This is a genomic window from Synechococcus sp. R60.1, assembly GCF_047461835.1.
GTDB lineage: Bacteria > Cyanobacteriota > Cyanobacteriia > Thermostichales > Thermostichaceae > Thermostichus.
Genome location: NZ_JANSIA010000061.1, coordinates 1 through 18,448, shown reverse-complemented (window position 1 = coordinate 18,448; position 18,448 = coordinate 1). Strand labels below are relative to the sequence as shown.

The 18,448-nt window shown below is 57.4% G+C and carries 21 protein-coding genes and 1 other RNA gene; 12 read left to right on the top strand and 10 right to left on the bottom strand.

Annotated features, from left to right (window positions below; all coding sequences use genetic code 11):
* The first annotated feature begins 554 nt into the window (after window positions 1-554).
* The 6 genes from NW834_RS09455 to NW834_RS09430 all read left to right on the top strand — a co-directional run bounded on the left by NW834_RS09455 (window position 555) and on the right by NW834_RS09430 (window position 5,004).
* Complete coding sequence (locus NW834_RS09455) at window positions 555-662, top strand: PetM family cytochrome b6-f complex subunit 7 (protein ID WP_414329137.1); 108 nt, start codon at window positions 555-557, stop codon at window positions 660-662.
* A 113-nt stretch (window positions 663-775) separates the two neighbouring features.
* Window positions 776-1,750 carry a ketopantoate reductase family protein gene (locus NW834_RS09450; protein ID WP_414419100.1) on the top strand — a complete coding sequence of 325 codons (975 nt, stop codon included), beginning with the start codon at window positions 776-778 and terminating at the stop codon, window positions 1,748-1,750.
* A 193-nt stretch (window positions 1,751-1,943) separates the two neighbouring features.
* Entirely contained in the window at window positions 1,944-2,711 is a 768-nt protein-coding gene (locus NW834_RS09445) for an SDR family oxidoreductase (RefSeq protein ID WP_011432494.1), read from the top strand.
* A gap of 72 nt (window positions 2,712-2,783) precedes the next feature.
* Window positions 2,784-4,043, top strand: a complete 1,260-nt coding sequence (locus NW834_RS09440) for a sensor histidine kinase (protein WP_414419099.1) — start codon at window positions 2,784-2,786, stop codon at window positions 4,041-4,043.
* Window positions 4,044-4,197: 154 nt separating this feature from the next.
* Window positions 4,198-4,461 (top strand): helix-turn-helix domain-containing protein, encoded by a 264-nt coding sequence (locus NW834_RS09435; RefSeq protein ID WP_011432496.1) that lies wholly within the window; start codon window positions 4,198-4,200, stop codon window positions 4,459-4,461.
* A gap of 282 nt (window positions 4,462-4,743) precedes the next feature.
* Window positions 4,744-5,004, top strand: a complete 261-nt coding sequence (locus tag NW834_RS09430) for a hypothetical protein (protein WP_414343320.1) — start codon at window positions 4,744-4,746, stop codon at window positions 5,002-5,004.
* Window positions 5,005-5,083: 79 nt separating this feature from the next.
* Here the strand turns inward: NW834_RS09430 and NW834_RS09425 are convergent, their stop codons facing one another.
* The gene (locus NW834_RS09425; protein WP_414419098.1) at window positions 5,084-5,968 is read right to left on the bottom strand and encodes an acyl-CoA desaturase; all 885 of its coding nucleotides are present in this window, start codon (window positions 5,966-5,968) and stop codon (window positions 5,084-5,086) included.
* A 310-nt stretch (window positions 5,969-6,278) separates the two neighbouring features.
* Between NW834_RS09425 and NW834_RS09420 the strand changes: the two genes are divergently transcribed.
* A complete protein-coding gene (locus NW834_RS09420) occupies window positions 6,279-6,980 on the top strand; it encodes a TetR/AcrR family transcriptional regulator (protein WP_414329131.1) in 702 nt (233 codons plus the stop codon).
* Between the two features lie 200 nt (window positions 6,981-7,180).
* Here NW834_RS09420 and rnpB read toward each other — a convergent pair.
* From rnpB to NW834_RS09405, 3 genes are all read right to left on the bottom strand, one after another.
* Window positions 7,181-7,610, bottom strand: an RNA gene (gene rnpB, locus NW834_RS09415) — RNase P RNA component class A.
* A 32-nt stretch (window positions 7,611-7,642) separates the two neighbouring features.
* Entirely contained in the window at window positions 7,643-8,866 is a 1,224-nt protein-coding gene (locus NW834_RS09410; protein WP_414418570.1) for a C45 family autoproteolytic acyltransferase/hydolase, read from the bottom strand.
* A 21-nt stretch (window positions 8,867-8,887) separates the two neighbouring features.
* Window positions 8,888-9,241 (bottom strand): rhodanese-like domain-containing protein, encoded by a 354-nt coding sequence (locus NW834_RS09405; RefSeq protein WP_414343313.1) that lies wholly within the window; start codon window positions 9,239-9,241, stop codon window positions 8,888-8,890.
* A 220-nt stretch (window positions 9,242-9,461) separates the two neighbouring features.
* Between NW834_RS09405 and NW834_RS09400 the strand changes: the two genes are divergently transcribed.
* Entirely contained in the window at window positions 9,462-9,815 is a 354-nt protein-coding gene (locus NW834_RS09400) for a hypothetical protein (RefSeq protein WP_414418571.1), read from the top strand.
* A gap of 296 nt (window positions 9,816-10,111) precedes the next feature.
* The gene (locus NW834_RS09395) at window positions 10,112-11,650 is read left to right on the top strand and encodes a right-handed parallel beta-helix repeat-containing protein (RefSeq protein WP_414418572.1); all 1,539 of its coding nucleotides are present in this window, start codon (window positions 10,112-10,114) and stop codon (window positions 11,648-11,650) included.
* A 333-nt stretch (window positions 11,651-11,983) separates the two neighbouring features.
* Here the strand turns inward: NW834_RS09395 and ndhI are convergent, their stop codons facing one another.
* The 4 genes from ndhI to NW834_RS09375 are packed head-to-tail and all read right to left on the bottom strand — an operon-like array spanning window position 11,984 to window position 15,260.
* The gene (gene ndhI, locus NW834_RS09390) at window positions 11,984-12,616 is read right to left on the bottom strand and encodes an NAD(P)H-quinone oxidoreductase subunit I (protein WP_011432505.1); all 633 of its coding nucleotides are present in this window, start codon (window positions 12,614-12,616) and stop codon (window positions 11,984-11,986) included.
* 38 nt (window positions 12,617-12,654) lie between these two features.
* Window positions 12,655-13,776: an NADH-quinone oxidoreductase subunit NuoH gene (gene nuoH, locus NW834_RS09385; RefSeq protein ID WP_414331864.1), complete on the bottom strand. Its 1,122-nt coding sequence runs from the start codon at window positions 13,774-13,776 to the stop codon at window positions 12,655-12,657.
* 56 nt (window positions 13,777-13,832) lie between these two features.
* Entirely contained in the window at window positions 13,833-14,036 is a 204-nt protein-coding gene (locus NW834_RS09380; protein WP_011432507.1) for a hypothetical protein, read from the bottom strand.
* 39 nt (window positions 14,037-14,075) lie between these two features.
* The gene (locus tag NW834_RS09375; protein WP_414416269.1) at window positions 14,076-15,260 is read right to left on the bottom strand and encodes an NAD(P)H-quinone oxidoreductase subunit H; all 1,185 of its coding nucleotides are present in this window, start codon (window positions 15,258-15,260) and stop codon (window positions 14,076-14,078) included.
* Window positions 15,261-15,429: 169 nt separating this feature from the next.
* On the opposite strand from NW834_RS09375, the gene NW834_RS09370 reads away from it, so the two are divergent.
* Window positions 15,430-15,753, top strand: a complete 324-nt coding sequence (locus NW834_RS09370) for a DUF3288 family protein (RefSeq protein WP_414418573.1) — start codon at window positions 15,430-15,432, stop codon at window positions 15,751-15,753.
* 69 nt (window positions 15,754-15,822) lie between these two features.
* Here NW834_RS09370 and NW834_RS09365 read toward each other — a convergent pair whose 3' ends face one another.
* Together NW834_RS09365 and NW834_RS09360 are read right to left on the bottom strand one after the other, a co-directional pair.
* Complete coding sequence (locus NW834_RS09365) at window positions 15,823-16,380, bottom strand: carboxymuconolactone decarboxylase family protein (RefSeq protein WP_414352218.1); 558 nt, start codon at window positions 16,378-16,380, stop codon at window positions 15,823-15,825.
* 143 nt (window positions 16,381-16,523) lie between these two features.
* Window positions 16,524-16,778: a hypothetical protein gene (locus NW834_RS09360; protein ID WP_041436298.1), complete on the bottom strand. Its 255-nt coding sequence runs from the start codon at window positions 16,776-16,778 to the stop codon at window positions 16,524-16,526.
* Between the two features lie 59 nt (window positions 16,779-16,837).
* Here NW834_RS09360 and ureG point away from each other — a divergent pair, with 59 nt between their 5' ends.
* Both ureG and NW834_RS09350 read left to right on the top strand, forming a co-directional pair.
* Complete coding sequence (gene ureG / locus NW834_RS09355; RefSeq protein WP_011432513.1) at window positions 16,838-17,500, top strand: urease accessory protein UreG; 663 nt, start codon at window positions 16,838-16,840, stop codon at window positions 17,498-17,500.
* Window positions 17,497-18,300, top strand: a complete 804-nt coding sequence (locus NW834_RS09350) for an urease accessory protein UreD (RefSeq protein ID WP_414418574.1) — start codon at window positions 17,497-17,499, stop codon at window positions 18,298-18,300. Before ureG ends, NW834_RS09350 begins: the two co-directional genes overlap by 4 nt.
* Window positions 18,301-18,448 lie beyond the last annotated feature (148 nt).

Sequence of the window (18,448 nt, the reverse complement as noted above, 5' to 3'; positions counted from 1 at the left end):
CTGTCGCGCTTGAGCCAGTCATCGACGATGTCGAACCATCCTCGCTCCTGACGCACGCGCCCTACCGCTATGGTCATCTGAACTACTCCTTAAAGACATCTAAATGAATGAGGACATTAATGAAACTACAAAGTTTGCTTCTTCGAAGCAGGAGCGGAGCCTAGATATAAAGACTCAACTCCTGGGTCTTTTGCCTCAGTTTCCTTGAACGGCTCTTTGGCAAGAACTGCTCAGGAGTTTCCCGTTAAGTCAGGATCCCTAGCGCTCCAAGACCCTACTTAGAACCGTTTCCACAACTCGCGAGGCCCAACGGGCCATTCGAGAGCCACCAAACAAGCTTTACGGCTGTAGGCATTACAATTTAGCCTATGCCGGTAAAGACTTGTAAATTGCTTTCATTATAGAGGCGGATAGCCGGATCTCATCAAGTCTGGGAGAACGACTGTTTTTCGAGGAGTTGGGTTTGGGCCGCTACACCCTTGGAGTGAAGGCCAGGGCTTGGGATCCGATATCCTGAGAAGGCGATGTATCCCATTTGCGAGGAAGCTGAATCTATGGCTGGCGAGATCTTCACCATTGCTGGACTCTGCATTGTGCTGACCCTGGTGGGCGTGGCACTTGGATATGGGATCCTAAGGGTGACCCAAGGGGGGGCAGAGTAAAGCTGTCGAGGATTTCTCCCGGGCCCGGTATCGGGCCTTGTTACAGCTCCATGTCAATTCCATGTCAATTGGCCACCTGGATATGAGGTGGGTGGCGGAAAGATGATAAACTCATGAAGATTTGTATCGTTGGCGCTGGGGCGGTGGGAAGTCACTTGGCCATATGCCTGGCTCGGTCTGGCTTTCCCGTCAGTGTCGTGGCCCGTGGAGCTCACCTGCAGGCCATCCGCACCCAAGGTCTAAAGCTGATCCGGCAGGGGGATCCCTCCCAAACCTGGGTAGAGCGGTTGACAGCCACCGACGATCCGGCTGCCCTGGGCCCACAGGACTGGCTGATAGTGACGGTCAAGGCCCACAGCTTGCCGCAGCTTGCCCCTCGACTGGGATCCCTGTGTGGCCCCGACACCCCCATTGTGATCGCCCAGAATGGTATCCCCTGGTGGTACTTCTACCGGCATGGGGGCGAGTTTGAGGGGCATTCCCTGACTTCCGTGGATCCAGAAGGGGTTATCGCTGCTCATTTGCCGATAGAGCGGGTGATTGGCTGTGTGGTGTACATTGCCGTGCAGTTGGCAGAGCCGGGAGTGGTCTTGCACACAGGGGGTGGGCGCTACATTCTGGGGGAGCCGGATGGATCCCTGTCAGGACGGCTGCAGTCCTTGGCCGCCATCTTTGAACAGGCGCAGCTTGCCACCACTCTCACCTCGCAGATTCGGGCCGAGATCTGGCAGAAACTGTGGGGCAACGCTGCCTTCAATCCCATCAGCGCCCTCACCCGAGCTGCTCAAGATGAGATCGCTCAGTACCCACCCACCCATGCTCTGGTTCGGTCGGTGATGCGGGAAGTTGAGGCTGTAGCCCAAGCTCTAGGGATCCGGCTGCCGGTCTCTTTGGAAGAGCGGCTAGAAGATGCAGCCCGCGTGGGATCCCATCGCACCTCGATGCTGCAGGATGTTGAGCTGGGGCGACGGACGGAGATCGAGGCCATTGTGGGAGCCATCACCGAGTTGGGGCGTTTGGTGGGCGTGCCCACTCCCCATTTGGATACTCTGTATGCTTGCGTCAAGCTGCTGGAGCGCTCTCTTTAGGCTCTTGCAGGGAGCGGTAGGGTCGCTACCGAACAGCAGCGAAACGATTCGTTTACCGGATCCCAGACTCCCCTTGGGGAAGTGGCTCGAACTCCTAGAATGGCTGTAGCCTCGAACTGACGAGGAAGCTGAAGGTGGCTGTCCATTTTTCTCCGACTCAACCCAACTGAAATCACAGCATTTGAATTAGCAAATGATGCTTGAAAACTCCATCGTGCTCATCACCGGAGCCAGTAGCGGCATTGGGGCCGCTTGTGCCACCCTTTTTGCCCGTTCTGGAGCCCGCCTGATTCTGGTGGCCCGCCGTCAGGATCGGCTGCAGGAACTGGCTGGGGAATTGCAGCAGGCTTACGGCACTCCTTCCTACCTGCTGGCTTTGGATGTGCGGGATGGGGCAGCCGTGCAGCAGGCGCTTCAATCTTTGCCCTCGCCGTGGGCCAACATCGACATCTTGGTCAACAATGCAGGTTTAAGTCGTGGCTTGGACAAGCTCCACATGGGGGCCTTGCAAGACTGGGAAGAGATGATCGATACCAACCTCAAGGGTCTGCTCTATGTTACCCGCGCCGTTTTGCCCGGCATGGTGGAGCGAGGTCGAGGCCATGTGGTGAACATCGGCTCCATTGCCGGTCGGCAGACCTACCCAGGTGGCGCTGTGTATTGCGCTTCTAAGGCCGCCGTGCGGGCCATCTCCGAGGGGCTGAAGCTGGATTTACTGGGCACCCCCATTCGCGTCACCGAGATTCAGCCGGGCCTGGTGGAAACCGAGTTCAGCCAAGTGCGCTTCCGTGGGGATCGCGCCCGTGCGGCAGCAGTGTATCAGGGCCTCACCCCCTTGACGGCGATGGATGTGGCTGAAGTGGTGGTGTTTGCGGCAACCCGTCCCCCCCACGTGAACATCAGCGAGATCTTGCTTGTGCCCACCGACCAAGCCAGTACCACCCTCGTACATCGTCGATAAGAGGCCGGCAACCGGGCTTTCGCCTCCACTCTTGCTTCCCTGAGCGACAATGGCAGCAAAGGTGGTGGGAACATGGGACTGGAAGCCGGGATCCTGATCGGGTTGGGAATCGGTTTGCTTTGCACGTTGCTCCTGCTGTGGCAGACTCGGCGCCGTTTCAGACGCGAATTGCAGCGGTTGGGATCCCTGGTGCATCTGGCCATGCCCCTCCACTCCCTGGAACAGATGCTCAGCTTGCTCAGCCGTTATCTTCGCCAACAAGATCTGGATTGGGCCAACCAAAAACAGCAACTGCAAAACTGGCAATACCTGAGTCAGCGGCTCCCTTGGGGATATCTGCGGGTAGACGAAAACAACGTGGTGCTGGAGTGCAATCCTGCCGCCCAGCGCCTGCTGCGCATCAGCCAATGGCAGCCGGGCATCAAGCTCTTGCTGGAATGGGTGCGCTCCTATGAGTTGGATCAGCTCATCGAGGCTACCCGCCGACAGGAGACCGCTGCTCCTGTCCAAAGTCGCGAATGGATTTTCTACCCTTCCGGTGGGGATGGCAAACCGATTCCGCTGCGGGCTTGGGGGTTGCTCCTGCCGCAAGCGCACGTGGCCATTTTTTTAGAAGACCGGCTGGAAGCAAAAATGCTGGCCCAACAGCGGGATCGCTGGGCTTCGGATGTGGCTCACGAGCTGAAAACCCCCCTCACCTCCATTCGCTTGCTGGCCGAAACTTTACAAAGCCGGGTCGATGCCGCTCAAGCAGTCTGGGTGGAACGATTGCTAAATGAAACTCTGCGCCTGAGCCATTTGGTTCAAGACTTGCTCGAACTCAGCGCCCTCAATTTGGGAGCCGCATCCCGCTCCCAATGGCGTTGGGTGGATCTTGCAAGTTTGGTGCGCGAGGCCTGGCAAAGTGTAGAGCCGTTGGCCAAGCCTCGACACCAGGAACTGCACCTGAGCGGATTGTCCCAGATTTACCTCTGGGGAGATGAGCAACGCCTATACCGCCTCATCCTCAATCTCTTGGACAACGCCGTCAAGTATGGCAAGCCCGACTCTCCTATCCATGTGGTGCTTTCGGAGCAGGGATCCCAGGTGCGGCTAGAGGTGTACGACCACGGCCCCGGCCTGCCAGAAGATCAATTTGAGTTGGTCTTCCAGCCCTTTTACCGCACCGACACTGCGCGGGCCCGCAGCAAAGGCGGAACCGGCCTAGGGCTGGCAATTGTGCGACAAATTGTCGAAGTTCACGGGGGCACCATCCAATTGCGCAATCACCCACAAACCGGTGGGCTGTGGGTTCAGGTGGAACTGCCCCGGAAGCACTTGGATCCCTTGTGAAGCCTATCCGAAAACGCTCGCATCAGTGGCCCGCAGCCAGAATCTGGACGAGAATCGCCTAAGATTTCCTTTCTTCAGGGCTGTCCATCTCAGGGGTGATCCCCTAGAATTGGGGTAGGTAATCCTTACAGTTCATCTTAAGCAGGCATTCGGAATGGGCACCGACTATCATTCCGCGGACTTGTTGTCCGAACGGGAACTGCAAGTCATCGAGTTGATTGCGGCAGGACTGACCAATCAGGACATTGCGGAACGCCTAGAGATCAGCAAACGCACCGTTGACAATCACATCAGCAATATTTTGAGCAAGACCCGAACGGCAAATCGGGTTGCCTTAGTACGCTGGGCCTTGCAGTGGGGAAAGATTTGCCTGGATCAGGTAAACTGCTGCACTTTGGTCGATGACAAAATTGCTTAGTCCCATCCCATTTTGCCGGTCAAGTGTCCAGCTAAAGAGTGTTGAGCGGGGGGGTTTTGGTGACTGTATTGCCCAGAAGTTATAGTCATTTCAATGAGGAATGAAACTGTTCCGTTGCAGTGCTTCCTAGCTCTTCTCTCTCTTAGGGAGAGGGATTGGGGGGCTCGCGGAAGTGATGCGGAGCATTTGGGCGACACCGCGGAGTAGTTAGGAAGCGTCTTAATCTAACTTGAAGTGACTATACTTGAGTTGTTTTGAGCTACGTTGATTGGGTTGTCATACGTGAGCGTCCCCAAGCTGAAACGCTACGCTGTTCGCTACGATTCTATGCCCCTGATGGTTTATCGGGAATTGGCTGCCCATTTGGCTTGTGTTTCAGGGGTGAAAACGGAGCTGGAGTGGAAAAAAAACTCCACCTTTCGCTACCAAGACAGCCAAATAGAGGCATTGCATATTCATCAAGAACCCGATGCCGACATAGAACAAATTAAGCGTATTCTTGACCACTATGGAGCGTGGCAGTATAGCCCCTTAGAAGACTAGCTCTCTCTGCAACCCAAAAGGGATCCCTAGGGATAGGGATCCCCGGATGATTCCTCTGCAAGGTCTGGGAAAAACCAGTTCAGCGAGCAGCTTGGCCTTGGGCAGGCAGGTGCAGCTTACGAGCCAGGCCCAATCTCGCCAACAGCCAAATGGCCCAGTAGGTCATGTCGATCTCCCACCAACGCAAACCGGCCTTAACGCACTTCGGGTCGGCATGATGGTTGTTGTGCCAGCCTTCACCATAGGTTAGAATGGCCGCCCACCAAAGGTTACGGGCATTGTCGTTGCTCTCGAAAGTCCGGTAACCCCAGGAGTGGCTGGCCGAGTTGATCAACCAGGTACAATGCAGCAACAGCACTGTCCGCACGAAGATACCGTACACGACGAATGACCAGCCCCCCAGCAGGTAGAGTATTGCAGCCAACGGCAGTTGCAAAAGCAGAGCATACCTATCCAGCCAGCGGTAGAAGGGATCCCGAGCCAAGTCCGGCGCAAAGGCAAAATACTTCTCAGGGTTAAAAAATTCTTCGCGGTGGTAGATCAGCCAGAGTATGTGGCTCCACCAAAAGCCCTTACGAGCAGAATAGGGATCCTTCTCCTCGTCTTCGGTGAAGGCGTGGTGCTGACGATGGCCGCCCACCCAAAAGATCGGCCCCCCTTGAACGGCCAGGGCACCGAGAGTCGTGAAGACATATTCCAGCCACTTGGGCACCTGGAAACTACGATGGCTGAGCAGGCGGTGGTACCCCAAGCAGATGCCTAAGCTGCCGAAACACCAGTGGAGAAATAGGGCTACTCCCAGAGCGGGCCAGGAGAAGAAGAAAATGCCTCCCACCAAAGCCACCACGTGAAAAATGGCAAAGAAGAGCACATGTTCCCAAGCAAACCGAAAGGACTCTTGGGGCTCGGGCCGATTGAGCGGAGCGGGATGATTCAGCGATTGGCGAGAAAAAGAAGTGGTCATGAACCCACAAAACCTCAGAAGAAGAAGTAGACTAGACTGACTAGGAAAGAGCCAAAACACAAAGCCCAAGTTAAGGCCGCCGGATAACAGCGGCCCAACGTGAAAACGGAGTCAAGCCCCTGAAGACACCGCCATAGCCAGCGGTGACTTGCTATGTGCTCCGCTGTGATGAACTTGGCTACACAGGAAGAAGAGGAGCAGAGGCAACGCTGCCGACATCCTCTCGCTTGACATTAAGCCTAGCGGTATTCCACCGTAAATGCAAGCGTCACTTGCAGCCCGCCGCAATTCTTCAGGTTTTCTCCTCACTATGGCACGTCCTTCTTCTCGGCAAAGGCTGCTGAATGCGGCTCGGGAGCTGTTCGTTCGTCAGGGCATCACCCAGACCACCACCCGTCAAATTGCGGATTTGGCCGGAGTGAATGAGGTCACCCTGTTTCGGCACTTCGGCACCAAGCAAGGGTTACTCCTGGCCGTATTTGGGGAGCTGGGGGTCTTTTCCGGCATAGCCGATCTGCCCCTGAAGGCGGATCCCGCCCCCTCTCAAGGCTCTGGGTTACAAGCCATTCTCCTGCGCTACGTCCACACCTGTTTTCGGGCTTTGGCCGACAATCCTGAGCTGGTGCGCTCCCTGGTCGGGGAGGCCGGTCTTTATTCTGAGGAGCATCGTCGCGCCTTGCGGATGGGTTTTTCTCAGGCCCAAGAACAACTGACAGAGTATTTGCGGCGATTTCCCAACTCTGAGTTGCAATCTGTCGAGCCGGATCGCCTTTATGCAGCCGTTGGGGTTTTGCATGTAATGATTTTGGGAGCAGCAATGCTGGCGGTAACTGCCGAGTTGCCTTCCGTTGGCGCCGACGGAACCGAGCCCTCTGTTGAGGGGCAGCTATCGGATGAAAAATCTAAAAAATCAGAGAAAGGCGCCGAAACCGCCAGGATCCCCCCCCTTCTGCAAGCCTGCGTGGAGCTGTGGATGGCAGGCGTGACCAGAATGACAGAACCTACGCCGTAGCGCAGCCACCCACAATTGGACAAGGCTCTCCAAGTGCCCTAGGTGGGCATGCGATACAGCTTCTCCCAACGACACACTGACTACGGCCAATAAATAGCCCCAGACCACAGGGATCCCGGCAACCTGCAGAACTCCCGTGAGCTCGGAACAAACTCTCTCTGTGTGCAAATAGATGTGCAAACAGGTAGATGTGCAAGTAGAAAAGAGAGGAGGTTGTAAGCCGGGTTCTGTAGTGCAGAGTTGCACTGGCGATCATCTATCTGGGAGTGATGTTACCATCACCCTCTAGCGGCTCACCACCATCGAGAGCACCCTTCCCCACTTTGGGTACCGTGACCTCGATGCAACCGACAGGGGCGAAGAACAGCCATAGTCCTGCGGCTGCGGCCTTGCTTTCCACCGGGGTTTACCGAGCCAACGCCTCACGACGTTGCTGGTGGGCTCTTACCCCACCTTTGCACCCTTACCTGTGCTGGGATCCCAGCCATCGGCGGTATGTTTCTGTGGCACTATCCTCGCGGTTACCCGCACTGGGCTTTCCCCAGCGGTGTGTTCTTCTGAAAGCCCGGACTTTCCTCATCCCGCTGTCTGGTGGCGACAGCAAGGACGCGATCGCCTGCCCCTCCTCTCTCTTCAGCTCGATCCTACTGCATCTTCCAAACCTAGAAAATCCCGGAAATCGGTACAAACTCCACTTGATCGGGAATGTTGGGGGCCAGGTGTAAGATTTGCCGGTTCAAATCCATCACCACAGCCGCCACGCTTTCGGTGCGATCCCAGGCGGGCAGATGGGGATCCGGATAGCGGCAGATGCAGTGGGGGGCATTCGTCCGGTCTTGTAGGATTTTTTGAAGAGTGACCGCCTCTAGGGTTCCGGTTTGAGCGCTCTGGCGAAGCAAATGATAGGCCCGTTCTAGCCTTGTGGAGGATCCTGTGTGGGGGGGGCAGCCATCTTCTCGCAAGGCCGGATCCAGGAAATGATTGGTGTGGGCGAGGATCCCTCCTTGAGGGAGATGCAGGCCAATTCCTCGTGGACTGATTTCAAAGCTGATTGCACTAGCGGGCTGTAGGCCTACCGCCTGTCCTGCGGTACCCGCAACGCTGACACAAGAGGACGCGGTGTAAGGATAGGATCCCACCCTCTCTACAGCCTGCTGCCACTCCTCGCACTCCAACAATAAGCGCAACAGCAGATGCACCGGCATTCCCTCGGTTTGCCCATCTAGGGTAGAGCGCAAGAGGTTGAGGGCTACGGCCAACCCTGCTCGGTTGAGGCCGATTTTGGCCAGGATCCCAGCTTCGGTCAGGGTGAGGTAGGCAGGGTGGTTATCGGAGCGAACGCACAACAGCACACAGGCCCTGCGCTGCTCCCCGATCCAATCCCAGGTTTGGGCCAAGTAGGTGTGGTGGTTGGAGGTAGCCTGGGGCAAGGCCGCCAGGGCGGTGCATTCTCCCCCATCCGGGTTGGCTTGGGCTGGATCGATGAGATCAATCCCCTTGAATTCATGAGCAGGATCCGGTGGGTGCTGGGGCACCCCGTTTTGGAGATTGTGTTCCAGAGCAGCGGCGCAGTCGGGATGGGATCCACCGACAACCGATCTGGATAAAATCTCGGTGCGCAAATTGAGGGCCAGAATCTCGGCAAAACGGAAGCCACTCCCCGCGGCAATGCCTTGGATTTCTTCCAGCAGGTGGGGCACGTGGCGCTCTAGCCAGGGCAGGGATCCCTCTGCTTGGGTCTGGGCCTGCTGCCAGGTGAGACCACAGCGGTAGGCAAATTGGCGGGCGTAACTAGCAATGCTGTGGCGAATGAGTTGGGCCGCCTGGGATCCATACTGTTGGCCTCGTTGTTGGGGATCCCCCTGCAGATGAAGAATGGGGAACATGGTGCTGGTTTGCCCGTGACCTCAATAGGTGGGCAGGGAGGGATCCACCTCACAAGCCCAAGCGTGAATGCCGCCGCTGATGTTATGAACCTGAGTGAACCCGTTGGCCTGTAGCCACTGGCTCATCTGAGCAGAGCGGAGGCCATGATGACAGAGCACAAAAGTTGGCTGATCTGGATCCAGCTCTGTGAGGATCCGTTCCCTCCATTCCTCGTACTGGCTCAAGGGGTAGTTGCGAAAGCCCAGGGCATTTAAATTCACCAGCTCCAGCTCTGCCGGTTCCCGCACATCGATCAATTGCAGAGGGCCGGCCTCGGGATCCTGTAGGTATTGGGCCATCTGTTGTGGTGTAATGGAGCGGATGGAGAAGGACATCGCCAACTCTGGTCTATAGGGATCCCTTTTCAAGATACACCGGCTCAGCGGCTGCCCTGAGACTGCCCGCAAAGGTTAAGATGTCACCCTGATTTGGGCTTAGCCTGGGTATGGCTGTGCAACGCTTTTTGATCGACACGGATACGGCGGGAGATGATGTTACCTCGCTGCTCTTTGGGCTGCTCTGGCCCAACAGCATCCTACAGGGCTGCCCGCCGGGGTGAGTTTCATTCGAGATCCCTTTGCGGAAGTGCCCAAACCCGCCGATTATGCCAGCATCTGCAGCGGAGATACCCGTCCGCTGTTCTTTATCGGTGTGGATGCTAACCAAAACTACCTGGGGGATACCGACAACAACCCTGCCACCCTCAACCACGGTCTCACCTCGATGCTGAAGCGGGTGGATATGGCCACCTATGAAGTGATTCGCAGCGTGGTGGAAGGCAACTTTAAGGCAACTTTGTCGGCGGCATTCAAACCTTTGGCCTGGAGAACGAGGGTGTGGGCTATGCTCTGGATGAGTACAACCAAGCCTTGCTCTCAGCGGATTTGGTGGCCGCCGTGGAAGCGGTGAAGCAGAACATTATCGCCGGAACCCTCCAAGTTCCTGGAGAGCGCTAGATTTTTGAGATTTTTGTTGCCGATTGATTGCGGATCTCTTGCGAAGCCTTGACTGAGGAGGGGATTCGTTAGAGGATGCTTTTGCTGAGGGCATTGGATCCCAGCTTGGCCATCTGTACCTTGACCCCGTGGCAGTTGTTTGTTGCTCTTGTTTGTTGCTGTAACAACCTTAACCGCTAAGCGCTTGTAAGGGGCTTTCCACCTATGCTTGGCCAAGTATCCAAATCTGGTTGGGGGATCTGTTCAGCCTTGCTGCCTCTGTTGGCGGGGGTTGCCCTCGGCTGTGGGGGTGGCGGCGGCAGTTCTCCACCTCTTCCTCCGCCAGGTGGCGGGCCCATCATCCTGAGAGTGGATCCGGCCAGTGGCCCCTTTACCAAACTGGCAGACGCAGTTGCAGAGGCGCAGCGACTTCAGACTGCCACGGCGGGCCTGGAGGTGCTGATCGAGATTTTGGGGACGGGCAGGGAAACTTTGCAAAGCAACCTGGCCCTGGATGGCGGCGATGGCACCAACGGCGGTCGCATTCGCATCACCAGCTCCACCGCCTATGAGATCCTGACCGGGCTCTTTGACGTGATTGTAGCCAGCCAAACCAGCCTGCAGGGGGTAGATGTGGTGCTGGGGGGTGGACGGGTGCAGGTGAACAACGGCACTTTTCAGCCGCGCAAGGTCACCCTCAACGACCCTCGCTCCAACATCTTGGTCAACGGCAATGCTGCGGTTCTAGAGGGAGCCTTGAACCAATTGGCCGAGATTTTGTGCCAGCAATTTTTGGATCCCTGTGTGCAGATCTCTGGGAATGGCCGGGTCAGCCGTGTCTCGCCGATTGTCAGTAAAACGGGTGGGGTGGGCATAGGCACTGTGCCGGGCAGCAATCCCATCCTTGAAAACAACACAATTCTCCTGCAGGCTTTGGGGGCTTTGGCCGTTCGCTATGGTGACAACTCCGGCGGGATCTTCCGCAACAACCAAATCGAAGGGGATCCACCCACGGCTGGAGCCGGCTTGGTACTGCAGGCGCGGCAAGCAGGTACGAGTGGCACTACCGGGATTCAGCTGGATGGGGCAGGCTCAATTCCATCCATTCAATCCAACCGGATCGGCGTGGGCAGGATAGCCGGCAGTGTCGGCATTCGTATTTTGCAGGGAACCCAGGCCCGCACCATTTCCGGGAATACGTTCCTAGCTCGGGGCGAGGGCGTAGGAGTGGCAATTCAGGCGGCCCCCGGCACCCCAGATGCGGTAGTCGCAGCCTACCTGGCTGGCAATACTTTCCAAGGAAACTTTGCTCAGAGGGTCACTGGGGAACCTGCGCCCACGCCAACTCCTACCCTGAGGCCACCACCAACTCCTGCACCGACACCCTCTCCCACTCCTGCACCGACACCCTCTCCCACCCCCACACCTCCAGTATTGGGCACCGGCCCCATTCAAGTTACCTTGAGTTGGAACACCATCGATGACCTTGACCTGTATGTTGCGGATCCCACGCAGCAGACCGTGTTTTTTAACAACCGAATTGTCCCTTCTGGAGGACGGCTGGATGTGGATGCCAATGCCGACTGTGTTGCCGTAACCCAAAATGCTGTGGAGAATGTCTTTTGGGCTTCCACCCCGCCCTCAGGGCCATACTTCATCGAGGTGAGATTGTTCCGGCGCTGCTCCCAATCAACTGCTCCCATTCCCTTTACCGTAACGGTTCGCAAGAGCGGAAACGTCGCGCAGACTTTTAGCGGCTTGGCCACATCCCCTGGCTTGGCGGGTAGGTTTACGTTTTCCTTCCCCTGAAGTTAGCCAAGGCTGGCAGCCATCTGCCCTGCCCACGTATGGCCATTTTGGTTCAGACTAGGACACCACACCTATACTCATACTCAGATCTTTGATTGCAGATCGCAGGGTTCAGAAGACCTTATTTCTGCGCCCCAGGCATCTCCTTCCCACTAAGGACAGCTCCAATTTCGCGGCCTCGACGCTTTTTCTGGCCATCACCTTGCGGCAGCGGGCGATGCTGGAAGGCAGTCCCACAAGTTCAAACAGTCACATCCCCTGGGAAAGGGGCTAGGGGTGGCGGACAGCGGCGCGGAGCGCTTTGCGTCAGCATGAGTGCGGGAGTATGTCACGCTATTCCGCAGCAGCCTTGGCTGCTTTCGCTTCGGCTTCCTTAGCAGCTTTGGCCGCTCTCATTTCCGCCAGAATCTCCTCCGGTCGTTTGCCAGCCCGCTGGGATCCGGCAGGTAAGTCGTGGGGATCGATTACCCCTTTGGGCAGATAGGCAAATTCTCGCAAGGGGGTCACCATCGGGTCTTCGGTAACTTTAGAGGGCAGACGGCCCATCGCCACTTGGTGGTAGTTGAGGTCATGGCGGTCGTAAGTAGCCAACTCATAATCCTCGGTTACCGAGAGACAATTGGTGGGGCAAAACTCCACACAATTGGCACAGAAAATGCACACCCCAAAATCGATGCTGTAGCTGTAGAGCTCCTTTTTCTTCAGCTCTGGGTTGTAGGCCCAATCCACCACCGGCAGATCAATGGGGCAAACCCGAACGCAGATCTCGCAGGCAATACACTTATCGAACTCGAAGTGGATGCGTCCCCGAAAGCGCTCAGAGGGGATCAGCTTTTCGAAGGGGTATTGCACGGTTACCGGGCGCCGGCCCATGTGGTCGAAGACAACCCCCATCCCTTGGCCGATGTACTTGGCGGCTCGGAAGGCATCGCCCACATATTCTTTGACACGCTTGAGAAACGTCATGGCCTCTGTTCTCCCTCTCTGGCCTCTTTACTTCTCATTCAACCCCCAAAAAAGGTGGGGAAGGCGAGCTTTAGGGCTGCCGTCAGCAGCAAGTTAACAAAGGATACAGGCAGCAAAAACTTCCACCCCAAGTCCAGCAGTTGGTCAATGCGCACCCGTGGCAAGGTCCAGCGCAGCAGGATGGCCAAGAAGATGAAGATAAAAGCTTTGACCATCGTCATGACAATGCCCAAGGCCGCCGCGCCGATCTGCAAGAAAGGGTTATCCAAAGGAATCCCGGCAAGTGCAGCAATCGTTTCCACCGGCACCACGAACGACCAACCCCCCAAGTACAGCACCGCTGCAATGAGGGAGGCCAGCAGCAAGTTGGCGTAGGATCCCAGATAAAACAGGGCAAACTTCATGCCGGAGTACTCCGTTTGGTAACCGGCCACCAGCTCTTCTTCTGCTTCCGGCAAATCGAACGGGATCCGCTCCGTTTCCGCCAGAGCCGAGATCAAGAAAATCACAAAGCCAATGGGCTGCCGCCACACATTCCAGCTCAAGATGCCCAGGCCACTCTGCTGTTCGACGATCCCCACCGTGTCCAGACCGTTGCTCATCAGCACCACGGCCAACACTGACAGGGCCAGCGGCAGTTCGTAGCTGATCGATTGAGCTGCCGCGCGTAGCCCACCCAGCAAGGAGTACTTGTTATTGGAACCGTAGCCCGACATCAACAAACCGATGGGTTGCACGCTGGAGGTGGCGATCAGGAAGAACACGCCAATGGCAATGTTGGAGATCAATAGGTTCTGGCCAAAGGGAACCACCAGGTAGCACAAAAAGACGGGCAGGAAAACCAATATCGGCCCCAGCGTAAACAAGACTGGGTCGGCCAAGATGGGCAGAACATCTTCTTTGGTCAGCAGCTTGATGCCATCGGCAATCGGGATCAGCACCCCCTGAGGGCCGGCCATGTTGGGGCCAATCCGCTGTTGGGCTGCTGCCGAGATCTTGCGCTCCAGCCAAGTCATGACCATCACCCCCAAGGTGGCGGCGATGATCAGCAGCAACATCGGCAGGGGCATCCAGAGGGCATGGGCTGCACCTGCTCCCAAGCCTAGGTTCTGTAGGGCAGTCTCGAAGCCAAGTTGTAGGTCGATACCAGCGTTTGTCATGGGGGTGAGTAGCTCCCTAGAGATGGCGGGTTGGGTAGGGTTTGGGATCCCTGTAGCTAAGTTTTCCCGTTGGGATCCGATTGGGGGGGACGGTTGCGGCGGCGTAGCTCCTGCTGGATGATGGCCTGAAGGCGAGCATCAGATAGCTCTTCCGCGCGGCGGCGCCTTTCCTCTTGGTACTTAGCCCATTGCTTGGGGCCGATAACCGCAGCAATGACAGACACAATCAACAGCGGCAGAACCAAGATCGCCCAGGCCATCGCCTTTGTCCTCGCTTTCCGTAAGTATCTTAGCGATTCCTAGCGATCCACCTCGCCCATGATGATGTCAATGCTGCCGAGGATGGCGATCATGTCGGCTACCTTCATGCCGCAAATCAACTGAGGCAGTACCTGCAAATTGACAAAGCCGGGGGGACGGATCTTCCAGCGCCACGGGCAGACGTTGTCGTCACCAACAATGTAAATACCCAGCTCCCCCTTAGCGCTCTCCACCCGCACGTAGGCTTCCCCTTTGGGGATCTTGAAATTGGCGGAAGGCTTTTTGCTGATGAACTGGTAGTCCCCTTTGTTCCACTCCGACTTCGGCCCCTCCAGCATCCGCTTGGCTTCCAGGTTTTCAAAGGGGCCTCCTGGCAAAGCCTTGACGGCTTGCTGCACGATCTTGCAGGACTCGCGCATCTCTTTCATGCGCACCCGATAGCGGGCCAGGCAATCCCCTTCGGGGTAAACGGCCACCTCCCAGTCGAAGTCGTCGTAGCACTCGTAGTGATCCACTTTGCGCAGATCCCAGTTGACGCCGCAGGCCCGCAACATGGGACCCGACAGACCCCAGTTGATGGCGTCTTGCTTGGAGATGGCTCCCACCCCTTCCAGCCGCCGGCGGAAAATCGGGTTGTCGGTAACCAGCCGCTCGTATTCATCCACTTTGGGCAAGAAATACTCGCAAAAGTCTAGGCATTTTTCCGTCCAGCCGTAGGGCAAGTCCACCGCCACGCCGCCCACCCGGAAATAGTTGTTGTTGATCAGGCGCATGCCGGTGACGGCTTCAAACAAGTCTAGGATCCACTCCCGCTCCCGCATGGCGTAGAGGAAGGGGGTTTGGGCGCCCAAATCTGCTAAGAAGGGGCCAAACCAGAGCAGGTGGTTGGTAATACGAGTTAGCTCCAACATGATCACCCGCAGGTAGCTGGCCCGTCTGGGCACGCTGATCCCGGCCAGTTTCTCAACGGCATTGACGGTGATGGCCTCGTTGAACATGCCGGCCCCGTAGTCCCAACGGGAGACATAGGGCAGGTATTGCACCACCGTGCGGTTTTCGGCGATTTTCTCCATGCCGCGGTGCAAGTAGCCGATCACCGGTTCGCAATCGACGATGTTTTCGCCATCTAGGGTGACCAGCAAACGCAAAACCCCATGCATAGAGGGATGGTGCGGCCCAAAGTTGAGCAACATCCGGTCGGTACGGGTCTCGATCATGGGCATGGGCATAGCCGCCGCCTCCGCAACTGAAGAATGTTCATGGTCTGCAACATTTGCAGTATAGCGGTTTTCTTCTGCCTTCTCGGGATCCCATGCCATCAGGGATCCCAATCCTCGATATTGAAAGTCTCCAGGGGAACTCAGCTAGAGTGAGAAAAAAGGAGGGAGGCCGATGGCTGTATCCCGTTCACCCGCGAATGGCTCATCCCGACGAGAGCAGCAACATCCGCAATATGCCACCGACCGAGCTGCGCTCGATGAGCTGATGGTGCAGGCTCAGGAGAGGCCCCTCTCCGAGTGGGTGCTGGCGGAAGTCGCCCGTTTGCGCATCCGTTACCACGGTTTCCCCGGTGCCTGGGATCTGCAGCGGGATTTGGATCAAATCCTGGAACAGTGGGGCCTGAGCGAAGAAGAGCTGTTCGCCCGGACTCGCCAGATCCATGCCCGCGGCCAGGTGTACGACCGCAGCTTTAGCACGCGAGACGACTGGGCCTAGTGGAGGGTTTGGGTCGGGATCCCTCACCCCCATCCCCTCTCCCTCTGGGAGAGGAGAGCCCGCCGCTACCTAAGAGACGTGAAGTTGCTCGGCAAAGACGGGATCCAAAGGCACATCCAGGGCGGCAATCACCTTGGTCCAGAAGTTCATGAAGCCAATCCAAGCCGATAGCTCCACCAGATCTTCATCTGACCAAATGGCTTTTAGCTGGGCAAAGAAGCTATCGGTCACCACCATGCTGGGCACGGTCATCCGCTCAGCGTACTCGATGGCCAGCTTTTCCGCCTCGGTGTAGAGGGTGCTGGTGCGGGCCTGGGCCACCGCCGCAATTTTGGCAGGGGAGGCGCCGTACTTTTGCGCCTGCAGGGTGTGGTAGGGAAGGCAGTAGTGGCGGCAGCCGTTGATTTGGGCAATGCGGATGCTGACCAGCTCCTTCAGCTCTTCAGGCAAGTTGGGGTTTTGGGTGTGCAGCGCCCCGTAGAGGTTCATCACGGCTCGCATCAGTTGGGGCTTGTGGGCCATCACCTGCAAGGGGTTCAGGGCGGTGCCGTAGGTTTTCTCCAGGCTTTCGTAAACCTTTTGCAGTTGCTTATCGGCTTTCTCTGGGGTAACAGGAGGGATCCGCATGGACAGTCTGTAAAATTGCAGCATTCTCGACTTTAGCGCGTCTGGGGGATCCGCCCAAGCCTGAGGGGCGCTTCACGGTCTGGGGGAGGGATCCCTTCTCCGCCTGAAACCAGGCACCTGCCTCCCTTCTTACTTGTCAAGGGTCAAGGATTGCCCAAGGATTGCTCAACGGCTTCCACCTGCTGCTGGGTGGCGGTAGCCCCTTGGTTGAGGGTTTGCTGGATCTGTTCCCGAGATTGGTAAATCTGCAGCGGCCCACCTTGAGGGATCCCTTGCTGGGCAGCTTCTGGGCTGGCTTGCTCTGGTCTCGGCTCCGAACTCAGCGGGTTGCGATAGAGGCGGTTAACCAGCAAAAATCCCACCAGCACCACAGCAGTTGCCACCAAAAGCCGAACCATACTCGGATCCCTTGCAAGCATCTGGTTCTAGAATGCCCAAAAAGAGGAGCAGGTATCCGATGTCGGGCAAAGTTGCGCAAACTTCCCAGCCGGTACGGGTTGGCATTGGCGGCCCGGTGGGATCTGGAAAAACCGCTTTGGTGGAAAAGCTCTGCTTGGCGCTGCGGGACCACCTGTCTTTGGCGGTGGTGACCAACGATATCTATACCCGCGAGGATGCCGAGTTTTTGGTGCGGGCCAAGGCCCTGGAGGCAGAGCGGATCATTGGCGTAGAGACCGGCGGCTGCCCCCACACCGCCATTCGGGAAGATGCCTCCCTCAACCTAGACGCCATTCAGGAGCTGGAGCGCCGCTTTTGCCCCCTGGATCTCATCTTGGTGGAATCGGGGGGGGACAACTTGGCAGCTACCTTCAGCCCGGAGCTGGTGGACGCCTGCATTTACGTCATCGACGTGGCCGAAGGGGACAAGATCCCGCGCAAAGGCGGGCCGGGGATCACCCGCTCCGACCTGCTGGTGATCAACAAGATCGATCTGGCTCCCTATGTGGGAGCAGACTTGGGGGTGATGGAACGGGATGCCCGTCGCATGCGGGGAGATAGGCCCTTTGTCTTTACCAACCTGCGCACGGGTGAGGGGCTGGAGCAGGTTCTCAGTTGGCTGGAGCGGGAGGTGCTGTTTCGCCCCATCAAGGCCGACCCCCCCTCGGTGAGCCGCCTGTGAACTTCGGTAAGGCCATCTTGAAGGCAACCCGCCGAGGCGACCATACCCACATTTGGGAGTATTCTCAGGCTCCCTTGCAATGGCTGGGATCCCCTGGGGAGCCACCTGTGTACTACCTGCGCAACCCCAACGGCGGCCTGCTGGGTGGGGATCGCCACCGGATCGAGATCGGGCTGGGGCCAGGCTCGGCGCTGGAAATTCGCACCCAAGGGGCAATGCGGCTACATCCCGGCTTGATTCGGCAACAGGTCAAGGTCAAGCTGGCCCCCACCAGCCAGTTGATCTGGATCCCTCACCCGACCATTCCGGGGGCAGGGGCAGACTTTCGCCAGCAGGTGCAGATCGAACTGGATCCCACAGCCCGCCTGGCCTATGCCGAGATCTGGACTGCCGGACGGCTGGCCATGGACGAACGCTGGCAGTTTGAACATCTTGCCAACTGCTTGCAAGTTTGGGTCACTGCTGGGATCCCATCCTCCCCCGAGGGGAGAAAACTCTGGCTGCAGGAACACATAGACCTGCACTTTCCCCATCGGCAGGTCTCCGCCGCGTCAGTGCTGGGATCCCATCTCTGTTGGGGATCCCTGTACTTGCTGGGGGATTGGCCGGAACCCACTTGGCTGACCGTTCACATCAGCGGAACGGAGTCCCCATACTGGCTGGTCAAGTCTCCGGATCCCATCTGTAAGGGTTGGATTCTGCGCCAGGTGGGGCCACAGGCAGAGGCCATTTGGCGGCATTTTGGCCAGGTTGCACTACAGCTTGCTCAAGCCAAGGGTGGCTCACTCCAGGGGTGGTAGACTAAGGCTGACTCAAACCAACTGGTTGACCCAAGGCCGGGACGGAGTCCTTTGAACGCTGCTCAACGGATTCTCAGCTAGAAATCGCAGGAGCCCCGCACTGTACCCGTAGGGTCAGTGCCGGGAGGAATGCGCTTTGATGAAGTAC